The organism is Pseudomonas gozinkensis (genome assembly GCF_014863585.1).
GTDB lineage: Bacteria > Pseudomonadota > Gammaproteobacteria > Pseudomonadales > Pseudomonadaceae > Aquipseudomonas > Aquipseudomonas gozinkensis.
On the sequence record NZ_CP062253.1, the window covers coordinates 3,167,085 to 3,186,655 of the forward strand.

Below are 19,571 nucleotides of genomic sequence, written 5' to 3' on the forward strand. Positions count from 1 at the left end.
GAGCGATCTGTTCCGTGTCTTGGCCACCGGGCCAGAGCCTTGTCAGACGATCAAACAAGCGTTTCATCGGGTTGATGGCCATTTGATTACTTTGTCAGTGCGTTCTTCTGAGCAATCAGTACAATCGGCGCATTTGGCCCCGCTGAGAACGGACGCAGTACGGCGGGGTGGTCACGAGAATTCTCATGCTCATCGGTAGCTATTCCTTCACGCTGGTTTTCATTTCGTTGTGTGTGGCGATCCTCGCTTCCTACACCGCGCTCGATCTCACCGGGCGCATTGCCACTGCCAAGGGCCGCGCCGTGCATTTATGGACGGCCGGCGGAGCATTTGCCATGGGCATCGGCGTCTGGTCGATGCATTTCATTGGCATGCTGGCGTTCAAGCTGCCGATCAGCCTGGGTTACGACATTTCAATCACGGCGCTTTCATTGCTGATCGCGGTGCTGTCCAGCGGTTTTGCCCTGTGGCTGGTCAGCCAGCCGAAACTGCCGGCCTGGCAACTGGCTTTCGGTGCCTTGATCATGGGCGCCGGCATCAGCGCCATGCATTACACCGGCATGGCCGCGATGCGCATGCAACCGGGCATCGACTACGATCCAACGCTGTTCGGCGCCTCGCTGTTGATTGCCGTTGGCGCGTCGGCGGCAGCGCTGTGGATCGCCTTCCGTCTGCGTCAGCAGTCGCCTTACGTGCGGCTGTTCCGTGCCGGGGCGGCGATTGTCATGGGCGTGGCGATTGTCGGCATGCACTACACCGGCATGGCGGCGGCGCGGTTTCCTGACGGCAGTTTCTGTGGCGCGGCACTCAGCGGCCTGAACGGCAACGGGCTGGACAATCTGGTACTGATCACCACGCTGGCGGTGCTGGCCATCGCGCTATTGACCTCGATTCTCGACGCCCGTCTCGAAGCCCGTACCGCCGATCTGGCCCATTCGTTGACCGTCGCCAACCGCGAGCTCACCCAACTGGCTCTGCACGACACCCTGACCGGCCTGCCGAACCGCATGTTGCTGGACGACCGGATCAATCAGGCGATGAAAAAGGTCAACGAACAGGGCGGCTGTTTTGCGCTGATGTTCATCGACCTGGACGGCTTCAAGCCGGTCAACGACGCTTTCGGTCACCACATGGGCGACCAGTTGCTGCGCGAAGTGGCGGTGCGCCTGCGTGAAGACTTGCGCAGCCTGGATACCCTGGCGCGGATCGGCGGCGATGAGTTTGTCCTGCTGGTACGCCTGACCGAGCCCAACGATGCGCTGGGTCTGGCGGCGCGTCAGGTCGGCTTGATCGCGCAGTCGTTCCGGGTGGCCGAGCACGACCTGCAGATTTCCGCCAGCGTCGGCATCGCCCTGTACCCCGGCAACGGTGAGAACGCCCAGGAACTGCTGATGAACGCCGACGCCGCGATGTACCACGCCAAGGGCGGCGGCAAGAACGGTTACAGCTTCTTCGACGTTTCGATGAACAGCAACGCCCGCAAGCAATTGCAACTGTTGCAGGACCTGCGGGCAGCACTGGAGCACAGCGAGTTTTGCCTGCATTACCAACCCAAATTCCATGCCGCTGACGGTCACCCGGTCGGTGCCGAAGCGTTGCTGCGCTGGGAACATCCGGTCCACGGCATGCTGATGCCAGACAAATTCATCGATCTGGCGGAGAAGACCGGGCTGATCATTCCGATTGGTGAATGGGTGCTCAACGAAGCCTGCCGGCAGATGCGCGAGTGGTACGTGCTGGGCTACACCGACTGGCGGATCGCGGTGAACCTGTCGGCGTTGCAGTTCTGCCACGCAGGGCTGGTACGCAGCGTGGCCAAGGCGCTGGCCACCCACCATTTACCGGCCAACAGCCTGACCCTGGAAATCACCGAAACCACCGCCATGAGCGACGCCGATGCGAGCATGACGGTGTTGCAGGAACTGTCCGACATGGGCGTCGACCTGTCCATCGACGACTTTGGCACCGGTTATTCAAGCCTGATGTACCTCAAGCGCCTGCCGGCCAACGAGCTGAAGATTGATCGCGGTTTCGTTCGCGATCTGGAACACGACAGCGACGACGCCGCCATCGTCTCGGCGATCGTCGCCCTCGGTCAGGCTCTGGGTTTGCGCATCGTGGCTGAAGGCGTGGAAACCGGCGTGCAGCAAGACTTCCTCACGCAACTGGGCTGCGATTCGTTGCAAGGTTATCTGCTCGGTCACCCGATGCCGGCGGATCGGTTCCTGCAGGACATCGTATGCGGCAAACAATTGGCGGTGAGCTGAGTCGCTAATCGCAGGTCATGCAAAACCCTGCGATGACGGTTATTCTTGCCCCGACTGTTACGTGTGCATCGGGGGAAAAGCCAGCATGGATAAAGTCATTGTGATCACCGGCGGCGGTCGTGGAATCGGCGCCGCCACCGCGTTGTTGGCTGCCGAGCAAGGCTACCGGATCTGCATCAATTACCAGTCTGACGAACAGGCGGCTCATCACGTACTCGACCAGATCCGTGAGCGCGGCGCCACGGCCATCGCCGTCCGGGCCGACGTCAGTATCGAAGACGAAGTGATTGCGCTGTTTCACCGGGTCGACACCGAACTGGGTCGCGTCACTGCACTGGTGAACAACGCCGGCACCGTGGGGCAAAAATCCCGGGTCGACGAAATGTCCGAGTTCCGCATCCTCAAAATCATGAAAACCAACGTTTTGGCGCCGATCCTCTGCGCCAAGCACGCAATCCTGCGCATGTCGCCCAAACACGGCGGGCAGGGTGGCAGCATCGTCAACGTCTCTTCGGTCGCCGCGCGGCTGGGATCGCCTAACGAATACGTCGACTACGCGGCGTCCAAAGGCGCCCTCGACACGTTCACCATCGGTTTGTCCAAGGAAGTGGCGGGCGAGGGGATTCGGGTGAATGCAGTGCGTCCGGGTTACATCTATACCGATTTCCATGCGTTGAGCGGCGATCCGGATCGGGTCAGCAAGCTGGAGTCGGCGATTCCGATGGCTCGGGGCGGGCGGCCGGATGAAGTGGCGGAGGCGATTGTGTGGTTGTTGTCGGACAAGGCTTCGTATGCGACGGGGACTTTCGTCGATCTCGGCGGCGGGCGCTAATCCTCAGGACTTGCATTGCCTGAACTGGCCCCATCGCGAGCAAGCTCGCTCCCACAGTGATTTGTGTTGGCCACAGTCTTTGTGAACGACATCGGATTCTGTGGGAGCGAGCTTGCTCGCGAAGGGGTCAATGCAGAGTCATTAGTCTGTCAGAACGACCGCACTATCCGCCCCAACGTCTCCATCGCTTTCTCCGCGTCCTCGGTCCACGGGCTGCCGTAGTTCAACCGGATGCAATTCCTGAATCGCTGGGTCGGCGAAAATATCGGCCCCGGCGCAATGCTGATGCCCTGCGCCAGCGCCATCTGAAACAACTTCAACGAATCCATCTGCGGTGGCAGCTCCAGCCACAGGAAGTAGCCGCCGGCCGGTTGGCTGACGCGGGTCTGCGCCGGGAAATAACGGGCGATGGCGGCGAGCATCGCGCTTTGCTGTTCTTCCAGGGCGTAGCGCAGTTTGCGCAGGTGGCGGTCGTAGCCGCCGTGTTGCAGGTAGTCGGCAATGGCCGCTTGCGCGGGCATCGAGGCGCACAGCGAGGTCATCAGTTTCAGTCGTTCGATTTTCTGCGCGTAGCGGCCGGCGGCCACCCAGCCAATGCGGTAACCGGGGGCCAGGCTTTTGGCGAACGAGCCGCAATGCATCACCAGACCTTCGGTGTCGAAGGCCTTGGCCGGTTTCGGCGCCTGCTGGCCGTAATAGAGTTCGGCGTAGACGTCATCTTCGATCAGCGGCACCTGATGCTGTTTCAGCAGTTCCACCAGTTCCTGTTTCTTGGCCTCGGGCATGGTCGCGCCCATCGGGTTCTGGAAGCTGGTCATGCACCAGCAGGCCTTGATCGGGTGTCGCTCGAGCGTTTGGGCGAGCACGCCGAGGTCGATGCCGTCGCGCGGGTGCACGGGGATTTCCACGGCTTTGAGTTTCAGGCGCTCCAGCACTTGCAGGCTGGCGTAGAACGCCGGGGCTTCGATGGCGACCAGATCGCCCGGTTCGGTCACCGCTTGCAGGCACAGGTTCAGCGCTTCGAGGGCGCCGTTGGTGATCAGCAGTTCTTCCATCGGCAGCATCAGGCCGCCGACCATGTAGCGCAGGGCGATCTGCCGACGCAGTTGCGGATTGCCCGGCGACATGTCGGTGACCACCATGCGCGGGTCCATTTCCCGGGCGGCGCTGGCCAGTGAGCGGGACAGGCGTTGCAGCGGGAACAGGGTCGGGCTGGGAAACGCCGAGCCGAACGGCACGGTGCTCGGGTCCTTGATTGATTCCAGTACCGAAAACACCAGTTCGCTGACGTCGACCTTGGTGGACTCGTTGACCTGGCTGCTGATCACCGGCTCCGAGAACGGGCTCGGGGCGTGGGTGTTGACGAAGTAGCCGGAGCGCGGCCGTGCACGGATCAGGCCGCGACGTTCCAGCAGGTAATAGGCCTGGAACACCGTGGACGGGCTGACGCCGTAGGTCTGGCTCGCGTAGCGCACCGATGGCACCCGTTGACCGGGGCCGAGGACGCCGGAGCGGATCAGTTCAGCGATGTCGTCGGCGAATTTTTCGTAGCGTTTCATCTTGGGTCCGGATTGATTTCATTCTGATAGACCGTTTCGCCTTCATTCGCGAGCAAGCTCGCTCCCACAGTTGATCGCATTCCCCTGTGGGAGCGAGCTTGCTCGCGAATGGCTGCGCCGCAGTCTAAGGGATCAGCGATTCATCGGCGCAACAAACCGGCTCTTCGCCACGCTATAAACCTCGGGCTCATCACTGTCGGCAATCTTGAAGCTCAAGGTCTGCGAACTGCTGGCTGCACGTTCGGTGGTCATCGCCACCGACACCGGCACGTCGACGATCTCGCCCGGCGCCAGGCTCAGCTCGGTCTTGCCTTGCAGCTGGAAGCCGTCGCCGTCCACCAGTGTCAGGTTGTAATCCTGACGCTGCTGGGTCTTGTTGATGACCTTGAGGGTGTAGATGTTTTCAATCTGGCCCTGACCGTTCTCACGGAACAGGCCACGGTCCTTGGTCACGTCCAGCGACACCATCGGCCGCTCAACCAACGCGAGGGCGAGGGCGCCGATCATCACCACCAGCACCGCGACGTAGCCGATCAATCTCGGGCGCAGCAAATGCGTCTTGCCGCCCTGCAACTCACGCTCGGAGGTATAGCGGATCAGGCCACGGGCGTAATTCATCTTGTCCATGATCGAGTCGCAGGCGTCGATGCACGCCGCGCAGCCGATGCATTCCATTTGCAGGCCGTCGCGGATGTCGATGCCGGTCGGACAGACCTGCACGCACAACTGGCAGTCGATGCAATCGCCGAGGCCGGCTTCGGCCGGTTTTACTTCGCGTTTGCGCGGGCCACGGTTTTCGCCACGGGCCACGTCATAGGAAATCGCCAGGGTGTCCTTGTCGAACATCACGCTCTGGAACCGCGCATACGGGCACATGTGCATGCACACCGCTTCACGCAGCCAGCCGGCGTTGATGTAGGTCGCGGCGGTGAAGAACAGCACCCAGAACAGGCTGACACCACCGATCTGCAGAGTCAGCAGCTCCTCGGCCAGCGGCCGGATCGGGGTGAAGTAGCCGACGAAGGTCAAACCGGTCAGCACGCTGATCGCCAGCCACAGCGTGTGCTTGGCCGCACGTCGTGCCAGTTTGTTCAGGCTCCAGGGCGCCGCTTGCAGCTTGATCCGCTGGTTGCGTTCGCCTTCGGTGATCTTCTCGCACCACATGAAGATCCATGTCCACGAACTCTGCGGACAGGTGTAGCCACACCAGACCCGGCCGGCGAACACGGTAATGGCGAACAGGCCGAACGCGGCGATGATCAGCAGCGCCGACAGCAGAATGAAATCCTGCGGCCAGAAGGTCGCGCCAAAGATATGGAACTTGCTTTCGGAAAGGTCCCAGAGCACCGCCTGACGCCCGCCCCAGTTCAGCCACACCGTGCCGAAGAACAGCAGAAACAGAAACCCCGCGCCGCTCATGCGCAAGGTGCGGAACAGGCCGGTGAAGCTGCGGGTGAAGATCTGGTTGTCGCTGGTGGCGTGTTTCGCCTTCATTGGGCGCGCCGGTACTTTTTTTATCTGGGGAGATGCTTCTACGGTTCGGACGGGGATTCGTTCGCTCATGGTCGTTCGCTCATCAGCCTCCATCAGGCCAGGGAACTATGAGCGCCGATCTGTTTGCATAACAGACTCAGGTATTTCAATAAAAAGCGTATCAGATGGGTATCGCACCAGTGCCTGCGACAACTTGAAGCAGCTCGCAGGCCAAGGCGCAGACGCCTATCCCAGACGTCTGCGCCGGTTCTTGATCGAGGTCAGTCAAATCACCGAATCACTCTCATCGGCCTTCAGGTGTTTACGTCCATCCCGGGCGCCTGCGACGGTCAATGCGTCAGCTTCGGCTTCGGTGACGTAGATGCGCCGTCCCTCCACTTCGACGAACGACATGGATTTTTCGCTATCTGTTCTGACTTCCAGGGTGTCGCAGATCCGAATCTCTTCACCATTTTCAACGGTGAAAAAACAGACTTTCGATTCCGGATTGCTTTCATCGATACGAAGGGGCATGGGGCTGTCCTTTTTTCACGGGGGATCTGAACCGTTAGGGCCCGCGCTTGGCCGATCGTTCTACGCAACCGATTAATGGTCGGCGCTGTCCACCCTCTATCGCCCCTTCACAAGGACTGCACGATGAACGCCTGGTGGCATGAAGTGTGGGAAACCCTGCAAGCCGAATTCGCCGATATCGGCGATGCATCGCAACTGACGCGGATCACCGTGCGTCTGTTGATGGCGGCGATATTGGGCGGGATTCTCGGGTTCGAGCGTGAGCACAAAGGCAAGGCCGCCGGGGTGCGAACGCACATGCTGGTAGCTCTCGGCGCGGCGCTGTTTGTACTGGTGCCGCAATTGTCCGGGTCCCAGGCCGATGCCATGAGCCGGGTGGTGCAGGGGGTGATTGCCGGGATCGGTTTTCTCGGTGCCGGGACCATCCTGAAAAATCATGAAGGCGACGAAGGCCATGTCAAAGGCCTGACTACCGCCGCCGGCCTGTGGATGACTGCCGCCATCGGCGTCGCGGCCGGGTTGGGCCGCGAGGCGACGGCGCTGCTCAGTACGTTGTTGGCGTTGGGGATTTTCAACGTGATGCCAAGGATCGTGAAAATCTTTGAAAAAGATCACGACGACCCTAATTGATCAGACGATCACCGGCGGCATCGTCGTCGGCGGTTCCTCTTTGGGTGGTGGCGTGGTGCCAGGCGGTTCCTGTTCGGGGATCGGCTGCGGCTCGGTCTCGGGCAGGACCGGTTTGTCGATGTTCGGATCAGGGGTTTCGGCGGGAATCGGAATACTCATCGGGTGAACCTCCGTGTGGCACTTGGCGTGGGAAGTGCTTAAGTGGGTTGACCACTTCACTGCGAAATCGATCCGATTTTGTGGCGGGACAAATCCCTGTGAACTTTTTCCGGCGACGGCTGCTCGGAACCTGAGAGAGTTCATCACCGGGCGCAGGCCCGGCCGTGACCGCCAAACAGGCAAACGAGCGTCCTTGGGGCGTTAAGGAGAGATGCTCAATGACTGCTGAAAAACCCTCCGAACTGAGCTACAACCCGCACATACCGCTGTCGCAGGCCCTGCTGCTGCCGCGCATCGTCATTGAAGACACCGCACCGACCCTCGAAGGCGGACAGTTTGCGGTCAAGGCAATTGCCGGCCGGGAGATCGTAGTCACCAGCAAGGTGTTCGCCGACGGTCACGACAAACTGGCGGTACGCATCCGCTGGCGCGAAGAGGGCGATGAAACCTGGCAGACCGAAGTCATGACCGATCAGGGCAACAACGGCTGGCGCGGTGTGTTTCAGCCGCTGCGCATGGGCCGTTATCTGTTCCTGATCGAAGCGTGGATCGATCAGTTCGCCAGTTTTCAGTACGAACTGGAGAAAAAACACACCGCCGCCGTCCCGGTCAGTCTCGAGCTGCAAGAAGGGCGCACCATGGTGCAGCAGGCCGCCGAGCGCAGCGAAGGTCAGCTCAGCGAACAACTGGCCGGCTTGCATCACGAATTGTCCGGCCTGCTCGAAACCGAGCAGGTCGCGTTGTTTCTGCACTCGCGCAGTGCGCAACTGATGGCCGAGGCCGATCACCGCGCCTATCTGAGCCTCAGCCCGGAATTCCCGGTGGACGTCGAACGCGAACTGGCGGAATTCGCCAGTTGGTATGAACTGTTTCCCCGCTCGATCACCGACGATCCCGCCCGCCACGGCACTTTCAATGACGTGCACTCGCGCCTGCCGATGATTCAGGACATGGGCTTCGACGTGTTGTACTTCACGCCGATCCACCCGATTGGCCGCAGCCACCGCAAGGGCCGCAACAATTCCCTGACCGCCGGCCCGGACGATCCCGGCAGCCCGTATGCGATCGGCAGCGAGGAGGGCGGCCACGAAGCGATTCACTCGCAGCTCGGCACCCGCGAGGACTTCCGTCGGCTGGTGTCAGCCGCCGCTGACCATGGTCTGGAAATCGCCCTCGATTTCGCCATCCAGTGTTCCCAGGATCACCCTTGGCTCAAGCAGCATCCGGGCTGGTTCAACTGGCGGCCGGACGGCACGATCAAATACGCGGAGAACCCGCCGAAGAAATATCAGGACATCGTCAATGTCGATTTCTATGCGCCGGAAGCGATTCCGAGCCTGTGGGTCGAGTTGCGCGACATCGTGGTTGGCTGGGTGCAGGAGGGCGTGAAGATCTTTCGCGTCGACAACCCGCACACCAAGCCGCTGCCGTTCTGGCAATGGCTGATCGCCGATGTGCGCACGCTGTACCCGGAAGTGATCTTCCTTGCTGAAGCCTTCACTACGCCGGCGATGATGGCGCGGTTGGGCAAGGTCGGTTACACCCAGAGCTACACCTATTTCACCTGGCGCAACACCAAGGCCGAACTGGCGACCTACTTCAGCGAGCTCAATGAATCGCCGTGGCGCGAGTGCTACCGGCCGAATTTCTTCGTCAACACCCCGGACATCAACCCGGCTTTCCTGCATGAGTCGGGGCGTCCCGGTTTTCTCATCCGCGCGGCGCTGGCGACCATGGGTTCTGGCTTGTGGGGCATGTATTCGGGGTTCGAACTGTGCGAGTCGGCGCCGGTGCCGGGCAAGGAGGAATACCTCGATTCCGAGAAGTACGAGATCCGCGTCCGCGACTTCAACCAGCCCGGCAACATCATTGCCGAGATCGCCCAGCTCAACCGCATCCGCCGCCAGAACCCGGCGCTGCACAGCCATCTGGGCCTGAAGATCTACAACGCCTGGAACGACAACATTCTGTATTTCGGCAAGCGCAGCGCGGACGGCAGCAACTTCATTCTGGTGGCCGTCAGCCTCGATCCGCATAACGTGCAGGAGGCGAATTTCGAGTTGCCGTTGTGGGAAATGGGCCTGCCGGACGATGCCACTACCCATGGCGAAGACCTGATGAACGGCCATCGCTGGGACTGGCACGGCAAGTACCAGTTCATGCGGATCGACCCGGCATATCAGCCGTTCGGAATCTGGCGCATTACCTCTTCCTGATCGGTTCCTGATCGTTCCCACGCTCTGCGTGGGAATGCATACCGGGACGCTCCGCGTCCCAAAGCGGACGCAGAGCGCCCATGGCGGCATTCCCACGCGGACGGTTCGACGCCTCGACGTGGGAACGATCAGCGATCAGTGATCTGCGCAGGGCGCCCTTATTGAATTGAACAGGAGTTTCACATGGCGAAGAAACCCAAGGCAGCCACCTTCATCAAGGACCCGCTCTGGTACAAGGACGCGGTCATCTATCAAGTTCACGTCAAATCCTTTTTCGACTCCAACAATGACGGGATCGGCGACTTTCCCGGCCTGATCGCCAAACTCGACTACATCGCCGAACTCGGCGTCAACACCATCTGGCTGTTGCCGTTCTACCCCTCGCCACGCCGCGACGATGGTTATGACATCGCCGAATACCGGGGCGTACACAGCGATTACGGGACGATGGCTGACGCCAAGCGTTTTATTGCCGAGGCGCATAAACGTGGGTTGAGGGTGATTACCGAACTGGTCATCAACCACACCTCCGACCAGCACCCGTGGTTCCAGCGGGCGCGCAAGGCCAAGCCCGGTTCGGCGGCGCGGGACTTCTATGTGTGGTCGGATGACGACCAGAAATACGACGGCACCCGGATCATTTTTCTCGACACCGAAAAGTCCAACTGGACCTGGGACCCGGTGGCCGGCCAGTACTTCTGGCACCGTTTCTATTCGCACCAGCCGGACCTGAACTTCGACAACCCGCAAGTCATGAAAGCCGTGCTGTCGGTGATGCGTTACTGGCTGGACATGGGCATCGACGGCCTGCGGCTGGACGCGATTCCGTATCTGATCGAACGCGACGGCACCAACAACGAAAACCTCCCGGAAACCCACGACGTCCTCAAGCAGATCCGCGCCGAGATCGACGCCAATTACCCGGATCGCATGCTGCTGGCCGAAGCCAACCAATGGCCGGAAGACACCCAGCTGTACTTCGGCGACACCGACGCCGAGGGCGTGAATGGCGACGAATGCCACATGGCTTTCCACTTTCCGCTGATGCCGCGCATGTACATGGCGCTGGCCCAGGAAGATCGCTTCCCGATCACCGACATCCTGCGCCAGACCCCGGAAATTCCCGCCAACTGCCAATGGGCGATCTTCCTGCGCAACCACGATGAATTGACGCTGGAAATGGTCACCGACAAGGAACGCGACTACCTCTGGAATTACTACGCCGCCGACCGTCGCGCGCGGATCAACCTTGGCATTCGTCGGCGTCTGGCGCCGTTGATGGAGCGCGACCGCCGCCGCATCGAACTGCTTAACAGTCTGCTGCTGTCGATGCCCGGCACGCCGACCCTGTATTACGGCGATGAGATCGGCATGGGCGACAACATCTACCTCGGCGACCGCGACGGCGTGCGCACGCCCATGCAATGGTCAATCGACCGCAACGGCGGATTTTCCCGCGCCGATCCGGCCAGTCTGGTGCTGCCGCCGATCATGGACCCGCAATACGGCTATCAGTCGGTCAACGTCGAAACCCAGGCTGGCGATCCGCATTCGCTGCTGAACTGGACCCGGCGCCTGCTGACCGTGCGCAAGCAATCCAAGGCGTTCGGTCGCGGCACTTTGAAAATGCTGTCGCCGGCCAACCGCCGGGTTCTGGCCTACACCCGTGAATACACCGGCCCGGACGGCAAGCACGAAACCATTCTGTGCGTGGCCAACGTGTCTCGCAGCGCGCAAGCGGTGGAGCTCGACTTGTCGGCCTACGTCGGCATGGTGCCGGTGGAGATGCTCGGCGGTAACGCGTTCCCGCCCATCGGCCAGTTGAGTTTTCTGCTGACCTTGCCGCCCTACGGTTTCTACTGGTTCGGCCTGGCGGCGGAAAACCAGATGCCGAGCTGGCACGTCGAGCCGGCGCAGAGCCTGCCGGACTTCACCACGCTGGTGCTGAAAAAACGCATGGAAGAATTGCTCGAGGCGCCGTCCCGAGCCACGCTCGAACAGGCGATCCTGCCGAACTGGCTGCAGAACCGCCGCTGGTTCGCCGGCAAGGACGCTGCCATCGACCAGGTGAAACTGGCCTATGGCGTGCGCTTCGGCGATGCCCAGCATCCGGTGCTGTTCAGCGAAATCGAAGTGCAGAGCGGCGGGCAGACCAGTCGCTATCAACTGCCATTCGGCTTCATTGCCGAAGACCAGGTCGGGCCGGCATTGCCTCAGCAACTGGCCCTGGCGCGGGTGCGCCGGGTTCGTCAGGTCGGGTTGATCACCGATGCTTTCAGTCTTGAAGCGTTTATTCGCGCGGTGCTGCAAGGCATGCAGGGCGGTGCGGTGCTGGAATCCAGTGAGGGCGAAATCCGTTTCGAGGCAACGTCGCAACTTGAAAAACTCGGCCTGGGCGCGGAGTCCGAAGTGCGCTATCTGTCTGCCGAGCAATCCAACAGTTCGGTGGTGATCGGCAACAGTCTGGTGCTCAAGCTGATCCGCAAAGTCGCTTCCGGCGTACACCCGGAACTGGAGATGAGCGCTTACCTGACCGCTGCCGGATTTGCCAATATCTCTCCGCTGCTCGGTTCGGTGATTCGCCGTGACGGCAAGGGCGAAGACAACCTGCTGATGATTGCCCAAGGCTATCTGAGCAATCAGGGCGATGCCTGGGAATGGACGCAGAACAACCTCGAGCGGGCGTTGCGCGATGAGCTGGCGGACGCCATGTCCGAGCAGGCGCAACACTACAACGCCCTGGGTGAGCTGAAGGATTTTGCCGGCATGCTCGGCCAGCGTCTGGGGGAAATGCATCAGGTGCTGGCAGCGCCGAGCGACAACAAGGACTTCGCGCCGCAGGTCAGTTCGGCCAAGGATGCGCAGGCGACCGGCAAGGACGTCGGGGCGCAGGTCGAGCACGCACTGAAACTGCTCAAGCAGCATCAGGGCGAACTCGATGCAGCGGATCAGAAGCTGGTCGGTCGCTTGCTCGACAACAGGAAAACCATCCTCGCCCACGTGCAGGACCTGGCCAGGCAGTCCGCTGGCGGGCTGCGGATCCGCGTTCACGGCGATCTGCACCTGGGGCAGGTGCTGGTGATCAAGGGCGACGCATACCTGATCGACTTCGAAGGCGAGCCGGCGCGGCCACTGGCCGAGCGCCGAGGCAAGCACAGCCCGTACAAGGATGTCAGCGGTGTGCTGCGTTCCTTCGACTATGCCGCCGCCATGGCCCTGAATGTGCACAACGTCGACAACAGTCCCGAAGCCGAAACCGCGCGCCGGCGTGTCACGGAACGTTACCTGCGTGAAGCCCGGGAAGCATTTCTCCAGGCATATCGCCAAGCGGCAGCTAGTCTTGATCATGCCTGGCAAGATCCTGAAGGTGCCAACGCCGCACTGGCGTTGTTCGGTCTGGAGAAAGCGGCCTACGAAGTGGCCTATGAAGCCGAAAATCGCCCCACCTGGCTGCCCGTGCCGCTGCACGGTCTGTATGGGTTATTGACGGGGCTCAAACCCTTTTCCGATCTTGGTGGAGAGTAGTCATGAGTTTCTCGAACAAGGAACAGGGTCACGCTAATGAAAGATTGCTGCCCAAGGCGAAGGACATCGATGCCTTGGTGCGCGCGGAACACCACGACCCGTTTTCCATTCTGGGCCCCCACGGCGATGGCGCCGGCGGGCAGTTCATCCGGGCGTATCTGCCTGGCGCGTTGAACGTTTCGGTGCTGGACAAAAACAGTGGCGAAGAGCTCGGTCCGCTGGAAGCCACGGAAACGCCGGGGCTGTTTGTCGGCCATTTCGACGACGCACGGCCGTATCTGTTGCGCACCCGCTGGGCCGGTGGCGAACAGGTCGCGGAAGATCCTTACAGCTTCGGCCAGCTGCTCGGTGAGATGGACTTGTACCTGTTCGCCGAGGGCAATCACCGCGACCTCAGCAGTTGCCTCGGTGCGCAGCTGAAAACCGTCGATGGCATCGATGGTGTGCGCTTTGCCGTGTGGGCACCCAATGCCCGACGCGTTTCGGTAGTCGGCGATTTCAACGTCTGGGACGGGCGACGGCATCCAATGCGGTTGCGGCATCCGTCGGGCGTGTGGGAGTTGTTCATTCCGCGCCTGCAGGCGGGGGAACTGTACAAGTACGAAATTCTTGGCGCTCACGGCATTCTGCCGCTCAAGGCCGACCCGATGGCGCTGGCCACCAGCCTGCCGCCGGACACCGCGTCCAAAGTCGCCTCGCCGCTGCAGATCGACTGGCAGGATCAGGACTGGATGAGCAGCCGACGCGAGCGCCAGCAGCACAATGCACCGCTGTCGATCTATGAGCTGCACGCCGGTTCCTGGCAGTGCGAACTCGACGATCTCGGCGAAGTGGCCCGCCAGTACACCTGGCCGGAGCTGGCAGAGCGTTTGATTCCGTATGTGAAGGAACTGGGTTTCACCCACATCGAACTGATGCCGATCATGGAGCACCCGTTCGGCGGTTCCTGGGGTTATCAGTTGCTGTCGCAATTCGCCCCGAGCGCCCGTTACGGCACGCCGGACGAGTTCGCGGCGTTCATCAACGCCTGCCATCAGGCTGATATCGGGGTGATTCTCGACTGGGTGCCGGCGCATTTTCCGACCGATACCCATGGTCTGGCGCAGTTCGACGGCACGGCGCTGTATGAGTACGGCAACCCGCAAGAAGGTTTTCATCAGGATTGGGACACGCTGATCTACAACCTGGGCCGCACCGAAGTGCACGGCTACATGCTGGCCTCGGCGCTGCACTGGTTGAAGCATTTCCACGTCGACGGGCTGCGGGTCGATGCGGTCGCATCGATGCTGTATCGCGACTATTCGCGCAAGGCCGGCGAGTGGGTGCCGAACCGTCATGGCGGCCGGGAAAACCTGGAAGCTATCGACTTCCTGCGCCACTTGAACGACGTGGTGGCGCTGGAAGCACCGGGCGCGCTGGTGATCGCCGAGGAATCCACAGCCTGGCCGGGCGTCAGCCAGAGCACCCAGCAGGGCGGTCTCGGCTTTGCCTATAAATGGAACATGGGCTGGATGCACGATTCGCTGCATTACATTCAGCAGGATCCGGTGTACCGCGCTCATCACCACAACGAGCTGAGCTTTGGTCTGGTTTACGCCTGGTCCGAGCGTTTCATCCTGCCGATTTCCCACGACGAAGTGGTGCACGGCAAGCATTCGCTGATCGACAAGATGCCCGGCGACCGCTGGCAGAAATTCGCCAACCTGCGGGCCTATCTGAGCTTCATGTGGACCCATCCGGGCAAGAAGCTGCTGTTCATGGGCTGCGAGTTCGGTCAGTGGCGCGAGTGGAATCACGACCAGCAACTGGACTGGTATCTGCTGCAGTATTCGGAACACAAGGGCGTGCAGAAACTGGTCGGCGACCTGAATCGGCTCTACCGCGAAGAACCGGCGCTGCATGAGCAGGACGATGCGCCGCAAGGGTTTCAGTGGCTGATTGGCGACGATGCGATCAACAGCGTTTACGCCTGGCTGCGCTGGAGCAAGGACGGAACGCCGGTGCTGGTGGTGGCCAACTTCACGCCGGTGCCGCGCCAGTCGTACCGTGTCGGCGTGCCGTTTGCCGGGCGCTGGAGGGAATTGCTCAACAGTGACGCCGACACGTATGCCGGCTCCAATTATGGCAATGGTGGTGGGGCGTTCACCGAAGAGGTGGCCAGCCATGGGCAGGCGTTGTCACTGGAACTGAACCTGCCGCCGTTGGCGGTGTTGATCCTTAAACCCGAAGCCTGACCCCCTACGCAAGATCGTTCCCACGCTCCGCGTGGGAATGCCTCAAGGGACGCTCCGCGTTCCAGCTCTGGAAGGGACGCGGAGCGTCCCGGGCTGCATTCCCACGCAGAGCGTGGGAACGATCATCTGAGGCTCGTCCTTACCAGCGCATCCGGATGCCGAGGCTGCCAATCAACCCGTTCAGGTCGTTGTCGTCCACGTCGCTGCTGTAGTCGGCGCTCACGTACAGGCTGACCGTCGGCGTCATTTTTGCCACCAGCCCCAGTCCGACTTCCACGGTCGAGGATTTGCGACTACTGCTGATCTTGTCCACCTGATCCAGCGTCACCGTGTTGCCGGTGTACACCGTGTGCCACAAGTTCGTGCGCACGTAGGGTTCGACCGGCAAGCCGTTCAGATCGTAGCTACCTTTCAAGCGCGCACCGACCCGGCCGCTCCACGATGAAATATCACTGGAAGAAGCGTTGCCCGAACCGGCATAGGGCGTGTCCAGAGTGATGCGCTGGTTGATCAATTGCGCCTGCGGTTCAACCACCCAGTTTTCCCCCAGACCGATCGGAAAACCACCTTCCACCGACAACGTCATCGCGCTGCCTTCGGTGGCCAGGCGTGCACCTTGTTCGTTACGGCTGAAACCGCTGACCCGACCGCCACTGGCCGACAGATCGACGTGCCAGCCCTGCGGGCCGATCAGGCTGTAGTAAGCGCCCAGGCTCTGGCCTTGCAGGTTGAGGGTGTCGGTGGTCGGGTCGGCGAGGGCGCGGCTGGTGATCAGTCCGTTGCCATTGGCCTTGATCTGATTGATCCCGCCGATCAGGCCGACCTGCTGGGTGTGGCCGCTGCTGCTTTTCAGGGTCAGTACGGCGGGGCCCTTGAAGTCGCCGGTTCCGGGCGTGGCGAAGCCCGGGCTGAGGACGTCGGTTTGCGCCTGGCGGGACGTCTGTCCGTAGAGTTGATCCCAGGCCGAGGGGGCGAGGTCTTCGGTGATCAGGTTTGTTCCGCGCAGATCCGGTTGCGGGCTCAGGCGTTGCGGGCCTGGGGTCACGATCGTGGCGGGAAGGGTCATCACGGGAATGTCCTGGCGATACCAGGGTGTCGCCTCGTCCGCCACAGGACCTGCCTGCGCCTCCATGGACGAGCACAGCAAGATAGAACTTGAAACAGTGCAAAACGTGACTTTGATCTCTTGTGAGGTGAGTGAAGTTTTCATGGAGTTCTACCTTGCTATCGCACGCGGTATCTCGCCTTGGCGTCTCTCCTACCCCGAACGAGGGGCGACCGAATGGAGCGTGGCGAACCCGTGGACGCTCGTCTTGACGAGTGACCTGAGGCTCGCCCCGAGTAATGTTTCCGGGGGTAGTAAGGTAGAGCTAAGAAGACCCGAGCCGTTGCGTCAAGAAATTGAACGATGAGTGGTAGGGCCAAAACGGATGATGCAACGTTATGTTTTTGCGCATTTATCTAAGTTCTTGTTTGTAGGGCCAATCACTGCGAAAGCCGTGAGGCAGAGATGTATTGCAGCCGACAGTCGGTCCGCGGAACCGCGAAAGCTGACCGGTTCCGCATCGCTTGGTGGGTGAAGACAGCTGTCAGTATCGCGTTACAAATGCACCTCGACCGCCAGCGGCAGATGATCCGAGAGATGCGTCCACGGTTTGTTGCCGAGGATCTGCGGGTCGTGGCTGCTGGCATTGCGCAGGTAGATCCGGTCCAGTCGCAGCAGCGGGAAGCGCGCGGGGTAAGTCTTGGCCGGGCGGCCGTGATGGCGTTCGAAAGCTTCGTGCAGGTAGTCGCGGCGGGCGAGGGCGACGTTGCCCTGCAACTGCCAGTCATTGAAGTCACCGGCGATGATCACCGGGGCATCCTCGGGCAAGGATTCGAGCAACTGGCAGAGCAGTTGCAACTGCAACTGGCGATGACTTTCGAGCAGGCTCAGGTGCACGCAGATAGCATGCACTTCGGCATGCCCTGGTACATCCAGTACGCAGTGCAACAGCCCGCGCCGTTCGGGGCCGGTGATCGAGACATCGAGGTTGCGGTATTCGCGGATCGGGTATTTCGACAGCAGGGCGTTGCCGTGATGGCCATCGGGATAGACCGCATTGCGTCCGTAGGCAAAATCACTCCACATGCTGTCGGCAAGGAATTCGTACTGCGAGGTCTGCGGCCATTCGTTGTAGCGGCTGGAATGTCGCTCGTGTTCGCCGACCACTTCCTGCAGAAACACCAGATCGGCCGAGGTACTGCGCACCGCTTCACGCAGTTCCGGAAGGATGAAACGTCGATTGAGCGCGGTGAAACCCTTGTGTGTATTGACCGTCAGTACCCGCAGGCGGTGAATGACTGGCGCGTCGACGACATGACGCTTGGGATCGCTGGACACGTTCACTCCTCTGAATCCGGTATGCCTATGCATGCGACTGACGCGAGGCCCGACGGTTCCTTCTGATCCAGTATCCCTGCAGGAGCTGCCGCAGGCTGCGATCTTTTGACCTTGTCTTTTTCAATCAACTTCAAAGATCCAAATATCGCAGCCTCGGCTTACTCGATAAATACTGCACGTTATCAATTACAGAATCTGCTGGTTATAAACAGCGCTCTCTCGGTTGGGAAGTAGAAGTAAGCGCGCTGTCTCTGTTGGGTGCCACTGACAATTCGAAAACGCTGAAAATCATTGTTTACTCCAGCGCACGCGATTTATTACGGCTCGTCCGTGAGGGTCGTCATAGGGGATGATGATGTACGCAACAGGTGTATTCGAACGGAAGGTTACTGACCCATCTAAAAGTCTTTCAGTGCCGATAAGCTTGGCTGATTGATCATAGAACTCGATGTCTACACCTCCATAGGCGTCACCAGTAATCTCTACCTCGGTAGACAAAATACTTGGATCCAGGCGTGCTTTAGTTTCCCAAGATATTGTTAATTCTTTATCCAATAGAATTTGACCACCTTCCAGTTTGCGAAGGGTCAGGCCATTTTTAGTTGTATCAGACGCTTCATTAATTTCTCGCGGTTCTTCATTCTGGAAATCTTCAAAATACGATTGTGAGGTTTGGTTTGATTGACTCATGATCATTACTCCTGCGTTTTCGGGATAGTGCAGGCGAGATCTAAGCGCATAACAATGAAATGCACACCTGTCAGATATGACAGGTGCGGGCGTATTTTCGACGAATGGTCGCTTGATTTTAAAATTGTAGTTTTTGGCAGATTCTGCACGCTGAATGCCCCTGCCCGTGAAGGCATCAATACGGCGAACACCTTTGTTGGCTGACCTGCGCAATCGCTGGCAGGTCAGCTCCCAAAGGCATCTTGTGGCTCCTGACTTTTGTGCGATCAGACGAAGACGATTTCGTAGGGCAGTCGCATGCGTTCCAGAATCGACTTGGGCAGCAGCGGCGCGATACCGATCGCCGGTTCGCCGTTGAGCTGACTGGCGTAGGCATGGGTCGCGTGGCTCTTGCGCGCGACGGTCCAGGTGTCGAGGCGCAGCTTGCGCGCGCGATGCCACGGGATCTGCGCCTGGTCCCGTTCTGGCCAGTGCCAGGCCCAGACCGGCACATCGTGGTAGGTCGCGCCGACCTGTTGTGCCGCTTTGGCGCTGGCCCGGCCGACCACTTCATGATCGGCAGTGCCGTCTTCACGCCACGTGCTGAACACTACATCACCGGGGCGCAGGTAGCGGACGATGAAATCGGTCAGTTGGGTTTCCTGGTCGAGCAGGGCGTTGTCGGTGAAACCGCCGCGCACCCATTTCAGGCTGTGCATCGGCAAGCCCAGGCGGCGCAGGGCTTCGACACTTTCCTGGGGGCGGAACACGCTCAGGCGTTTTTCCGACCACTGGCGCGAGCCCGGATGACTGGCGCTGCCATCGGTGATCGACAGTAATTGCAAGGGATGTCCGAGGCTGGAAAGCAGTTGCAGCAGGCCGCCGCAGGTCACCACTTCATCGCCGGGGTGCGGGGCGATGACCACGGCGCGGGCGCCGGGCGGGACCAAAGTGTGGGTGTTGATGACGGGAATGTTGTCGAGCTGCGGGGCGCTGTTCCAGATCTGCGCCGGCAGGCCGCTCTCGCTGAGGGATAACGGTTTCATGAGTGATACGTCCTTGTTGTGTCTCGCCCTCAGTCGTACAAACG

General features: G+C 60.6%; 14 protein-coding genes. 6 read left to right on the forward strand and 8 right to left on the reverse strand.

Annotation, left to right across the window (positions count from 1 at the left end; translation table 11 throughout):
• The first annotated feature begins 185 nt into the window (after positions 1-185).
• A complete protein-coding gene (locus IHQ43_RS14055) occupies positions 186-2,267 on the forward strand; it encodes a putative bifunctional diguanylate cyclase/phosphodiesterase (RefSeq protein ID WP_192564851.1) in 2,082 nt (693 codons plus the stop codon).
• A gap of 85 nt (positions 2,268-2,352) precedes the next feature.
• Positions 2,353-3,099, forward strand: a complete 747-nt coding sequence (locus tag IHQ43_RS14060; protein WP_192564852.1) for an SDR family oxidoreductase — start codon at positions 2,353-2,355, stop codon at positions 3,097-3,099.
• Positions 3,100-3,248: 149 nt separating this feature from the next.
• Here IHQ43_RS14060 and mapR read toward each other — a convergent pair whose 3' ends face one another.
• From mapR to IHQ43_RS14075, 3 genes are all read right to left on the reverse strand, one after another.
• The gene (gene mapR, locus IHQ43_RS14065) at positions 3,249-4,658 is read right to left on the reverse strand and encodes a GntR family transcriptional regulator MpaR (RefSeq protein WP_039772397.1); all 1,410 of its coding nucleotides are present in this window, start codon (positions 4,656-4,658) and stop codon (positions 3,249-3,251) included.
• A 132-nt stretch (positions 4,659-4,790) separates the two neighbouring features.
• A complete protein-coding gene (gene ccoG / locus IHQ43_RS14070) occupies positions 4,791-6,221 on the reverse strand; it encodes a cytochrome c oxidase accessory protein CcoG (RefSeq protein WP_192564853.1) in 1,431 nt (476 codons plus the stop codon).
• A gap of 195 nt (positions 6,222-6,416) precedes the next feature.
• The gene (locus IHQ43_RS14075) at positions 6,417-6,665 is read right to left on the reverse strand and encodes a DUF3203 family protein (RefSeq protein ID WP_192564854.1); all 249 of its coding nucleotides are present in this window, start codon (positions 6,663-6,665) and stop codon (positions 6,417-6,419) included.
• Positions 6,666-6,788: 123 nt separating this feature from the next.
• Between IHQ43_RS14075 and IHQ43_RS14080 the strand changes: the two genes are divergently transcribed.
• Complete coding sequence (locus tag IHQ43_RS14080; protein WP_192564855.1) at positions 6,789-7,295, forward strand: MgtC/SapB family protein; 507 nt, start codon at positions 6,789-6,791, stop codon at positions 7,293-7,295.
• Here IHQ43_RS14080 and IHQ43_RS14085 read toward each other — a convergent pair whose 3' ends face one another.
• Positions 7,296-7,454, reverse strand: coding sequence for a hypothetical protein (locus tag IHQ43_RS14085; RefSeq protein WP_173861372.1), 159 nt, complete (start codon positions 7,452-7,454; stop codon positions 7,296-7,298). It lies immediately after the preceding gene.
• A gap of 218 nt (positions 7,455-7,672) precedes the next feature.
• Between IHQ43_RS14085 and IHQ43_RS14090 the strand changes: the two genes are divergently transcribed.
• From IHQ43_RS14090 to glgB, 3 genes are all read left to right on the forward strand, one after another.
• Positions 7,673-9,670, forward strand: a complete 1,998-nt coding sequence (locus IHQ43_RS14090; protein WP_192564856.1) for an alpha-1,4-glucan--maltose-1-phosphate maltosyltransferase — start codon at positions 7,673-7,675, stop codon at positions 9,668-9,670.
• Positions 9,671-9,853: 183 nt separating this feature from the next.
• The gene (treS, locus tag IHQ43_RS14095; RefSeq protein ID WP_192564857.1) at positions 9,854-13,195 is read left to right on the forward strand and encodes a maltose alpha-D-glucosyltransferase; all 3,342 of its coding nucleotides are present in this window, start codon (positions 9,854-9,856) and stop codon (positions 13,193-13,195) included.
• Between the two features lie 2 nt (positions 13,196-13,197).
• Positions 13,198-15,429 (forward strand): 1,4-alpha-glucan branching protein GlgB, encoded by a 2,232-nt coding sequence (glgB, locus tag IHQ43_RS14100; protein WP_192564858.1) that lies wholly within the window; start codon positions 13,198-13,200, stop codon positions 15,427-15,429.
• 139 nt (positions 15,430-15,568) lie between these two features.
• On the opposite strand, the gene IHQ43_RS14105 is transcribed toward glgB, so the two are convergent.
• The 4 genes from IHQ43_RS14105 to IHQ43_RS14120 all read right to left on the reverse strand — a co-directional run bounded on the left by IHQ43_RS14105 (position 15,569) and on the right by IHQ43_RS14120 (position 19,527).
• Positions 15,569-16,639 carry an autotransporter outer membrane beta-barrel domain-containing protein gene (locus tag IHQ43_RS14105; RefSeq protein ID WP_192564859.1) on the reverse strand — a complete coding sequence of 357 codons (1,071 nt, stop codon included), beginning with the start codon at positions 16,637-16,639 and terminating at the stop codon, positions 15,569-15,571.
• A gap of 390 nt (positions 16,640-17,029) precedes the next feature.
• A complete protein-coding gene (locus tag IHQ43_RS14110) occupies positions 17,030-17,812 on the reverse strand; it encodes an endonuclease/exonuclease/phosphatase family protein (protein WP_192564860.1) in 783 nt (260 codons plus the stop codon).
• Between the two features lie 288 nt (positions 17,813-18,100).
• The gene (locus IHQ43_RS14115; RefSeq protein WP_192564861.1) at positions 18,101-18,502 is read right to left on the reverse strand and encodes a hypothetical protein; all 402 of its coding nucleotides are present in this window, start codon (positions 18,500-18,502) and stop codon (positions 18,101-18,103) included.
• A gap of 266 nt (positions 18,503-18,768) precedes the next feature.
• A complete protein-coding gene (locus tag IHQ43_RS14120; protein ID WP_192564862.1) occupies positions 18,769-19,527 on the reverse strand; it encodes a PIG-L deacetylase family protein in 759 nt (252 codons plus the stop codon).
• Between the last annotated feature and the right edge of the window lie 44 nt (positions 19,528-19,571).

Coding starts and splice junctions, on each gene's coding strand:
- IHQ43_RS14055 (WP_192564851.1), top strand. CDS start 186: ATGCTCATCGGTAGCTATTCCTTCACGCTGGTTTTCATTTCGTTGTGT.
- IHQ43_RS14060 (WP_192564852.1), top strand. CDS start 2,353: ATGGATAAAGTCATTGTGATCACCGGCGGCGGTCGTGGAATCGGCGCC.
- mapR (WP_039772397.1), bottom strand. CDS start 4,658: ATGAAACGCTACGAAAAATTCGCCGACGACATCGCTGAACTGATCCGC.
- ccoG (WP_192564853.1), bottom strand. CDS start 6,221: ATGAGCGAACGAATCCCCGTCCGAACCGTAGAAGCATCTCCCCAGATA.
- IHQ43_RS14075 (WP_192564854.1), bottom strand. CDS start 6,665: ATGCCCCTTCGTATCGATGAAAGCAATCCGGAATCGAAAGTCTGTTTT.
- IHQ43_RS14080 (WP_192564855.1), top strand. CDS start 6,789: ATGAACGCCTGGTGGCATGAAGTGTGGGAAACCCTGCAAGCCGAATTC.
- IHQ43_RS14085 (WP_173861372.1), bottom strand. CDS start 7,454: ATGAGTATTCCGATTCCCGCCGAAACCCCTGATCCGAACATCGACAAA.
- IHQ43_RS14090 (WP_192564856.1), top strand. CDS start 7,673: ATGACTGCTGAAAAACCCTCCGAACTGAGCTACAACCCGCACATACCG.
- treS (WP_192564857.1), top strand. CDS start 9,854: ATGGCGAAGAAACCCAAGGCAGCCACCTTCATCAAGGACCCGCTCTGG.
- glgB (WP_192564858.1), top strand. CDS start 13,198: ATGAGTTTCTCGAACAAGGAACAGGGTCACGCTAATGAAAGATTGCTG.
- IHQ43_RS14105 (WP_192564859.1), bottom strand. CDS start 16,639: ATGAAAACTTCACTCACCTCACAAGAGATCAAAGTCACGTTTTGCACT.
- IHQ43_RS14115 (WP_192564861.1), bottom strand. CDS start 18,502: ATGAGTCAATCAAACCAAACCTCACAATCGTATTTTGAAGATTTCCAG.
- IHQ43_RS14120 (WP_192564862.1), bottom strand. CDS start 19,527: ATGAAACCGTTATCCCTCAGCGAGAGCGGCCTGCCGGCGCAGATCTGG.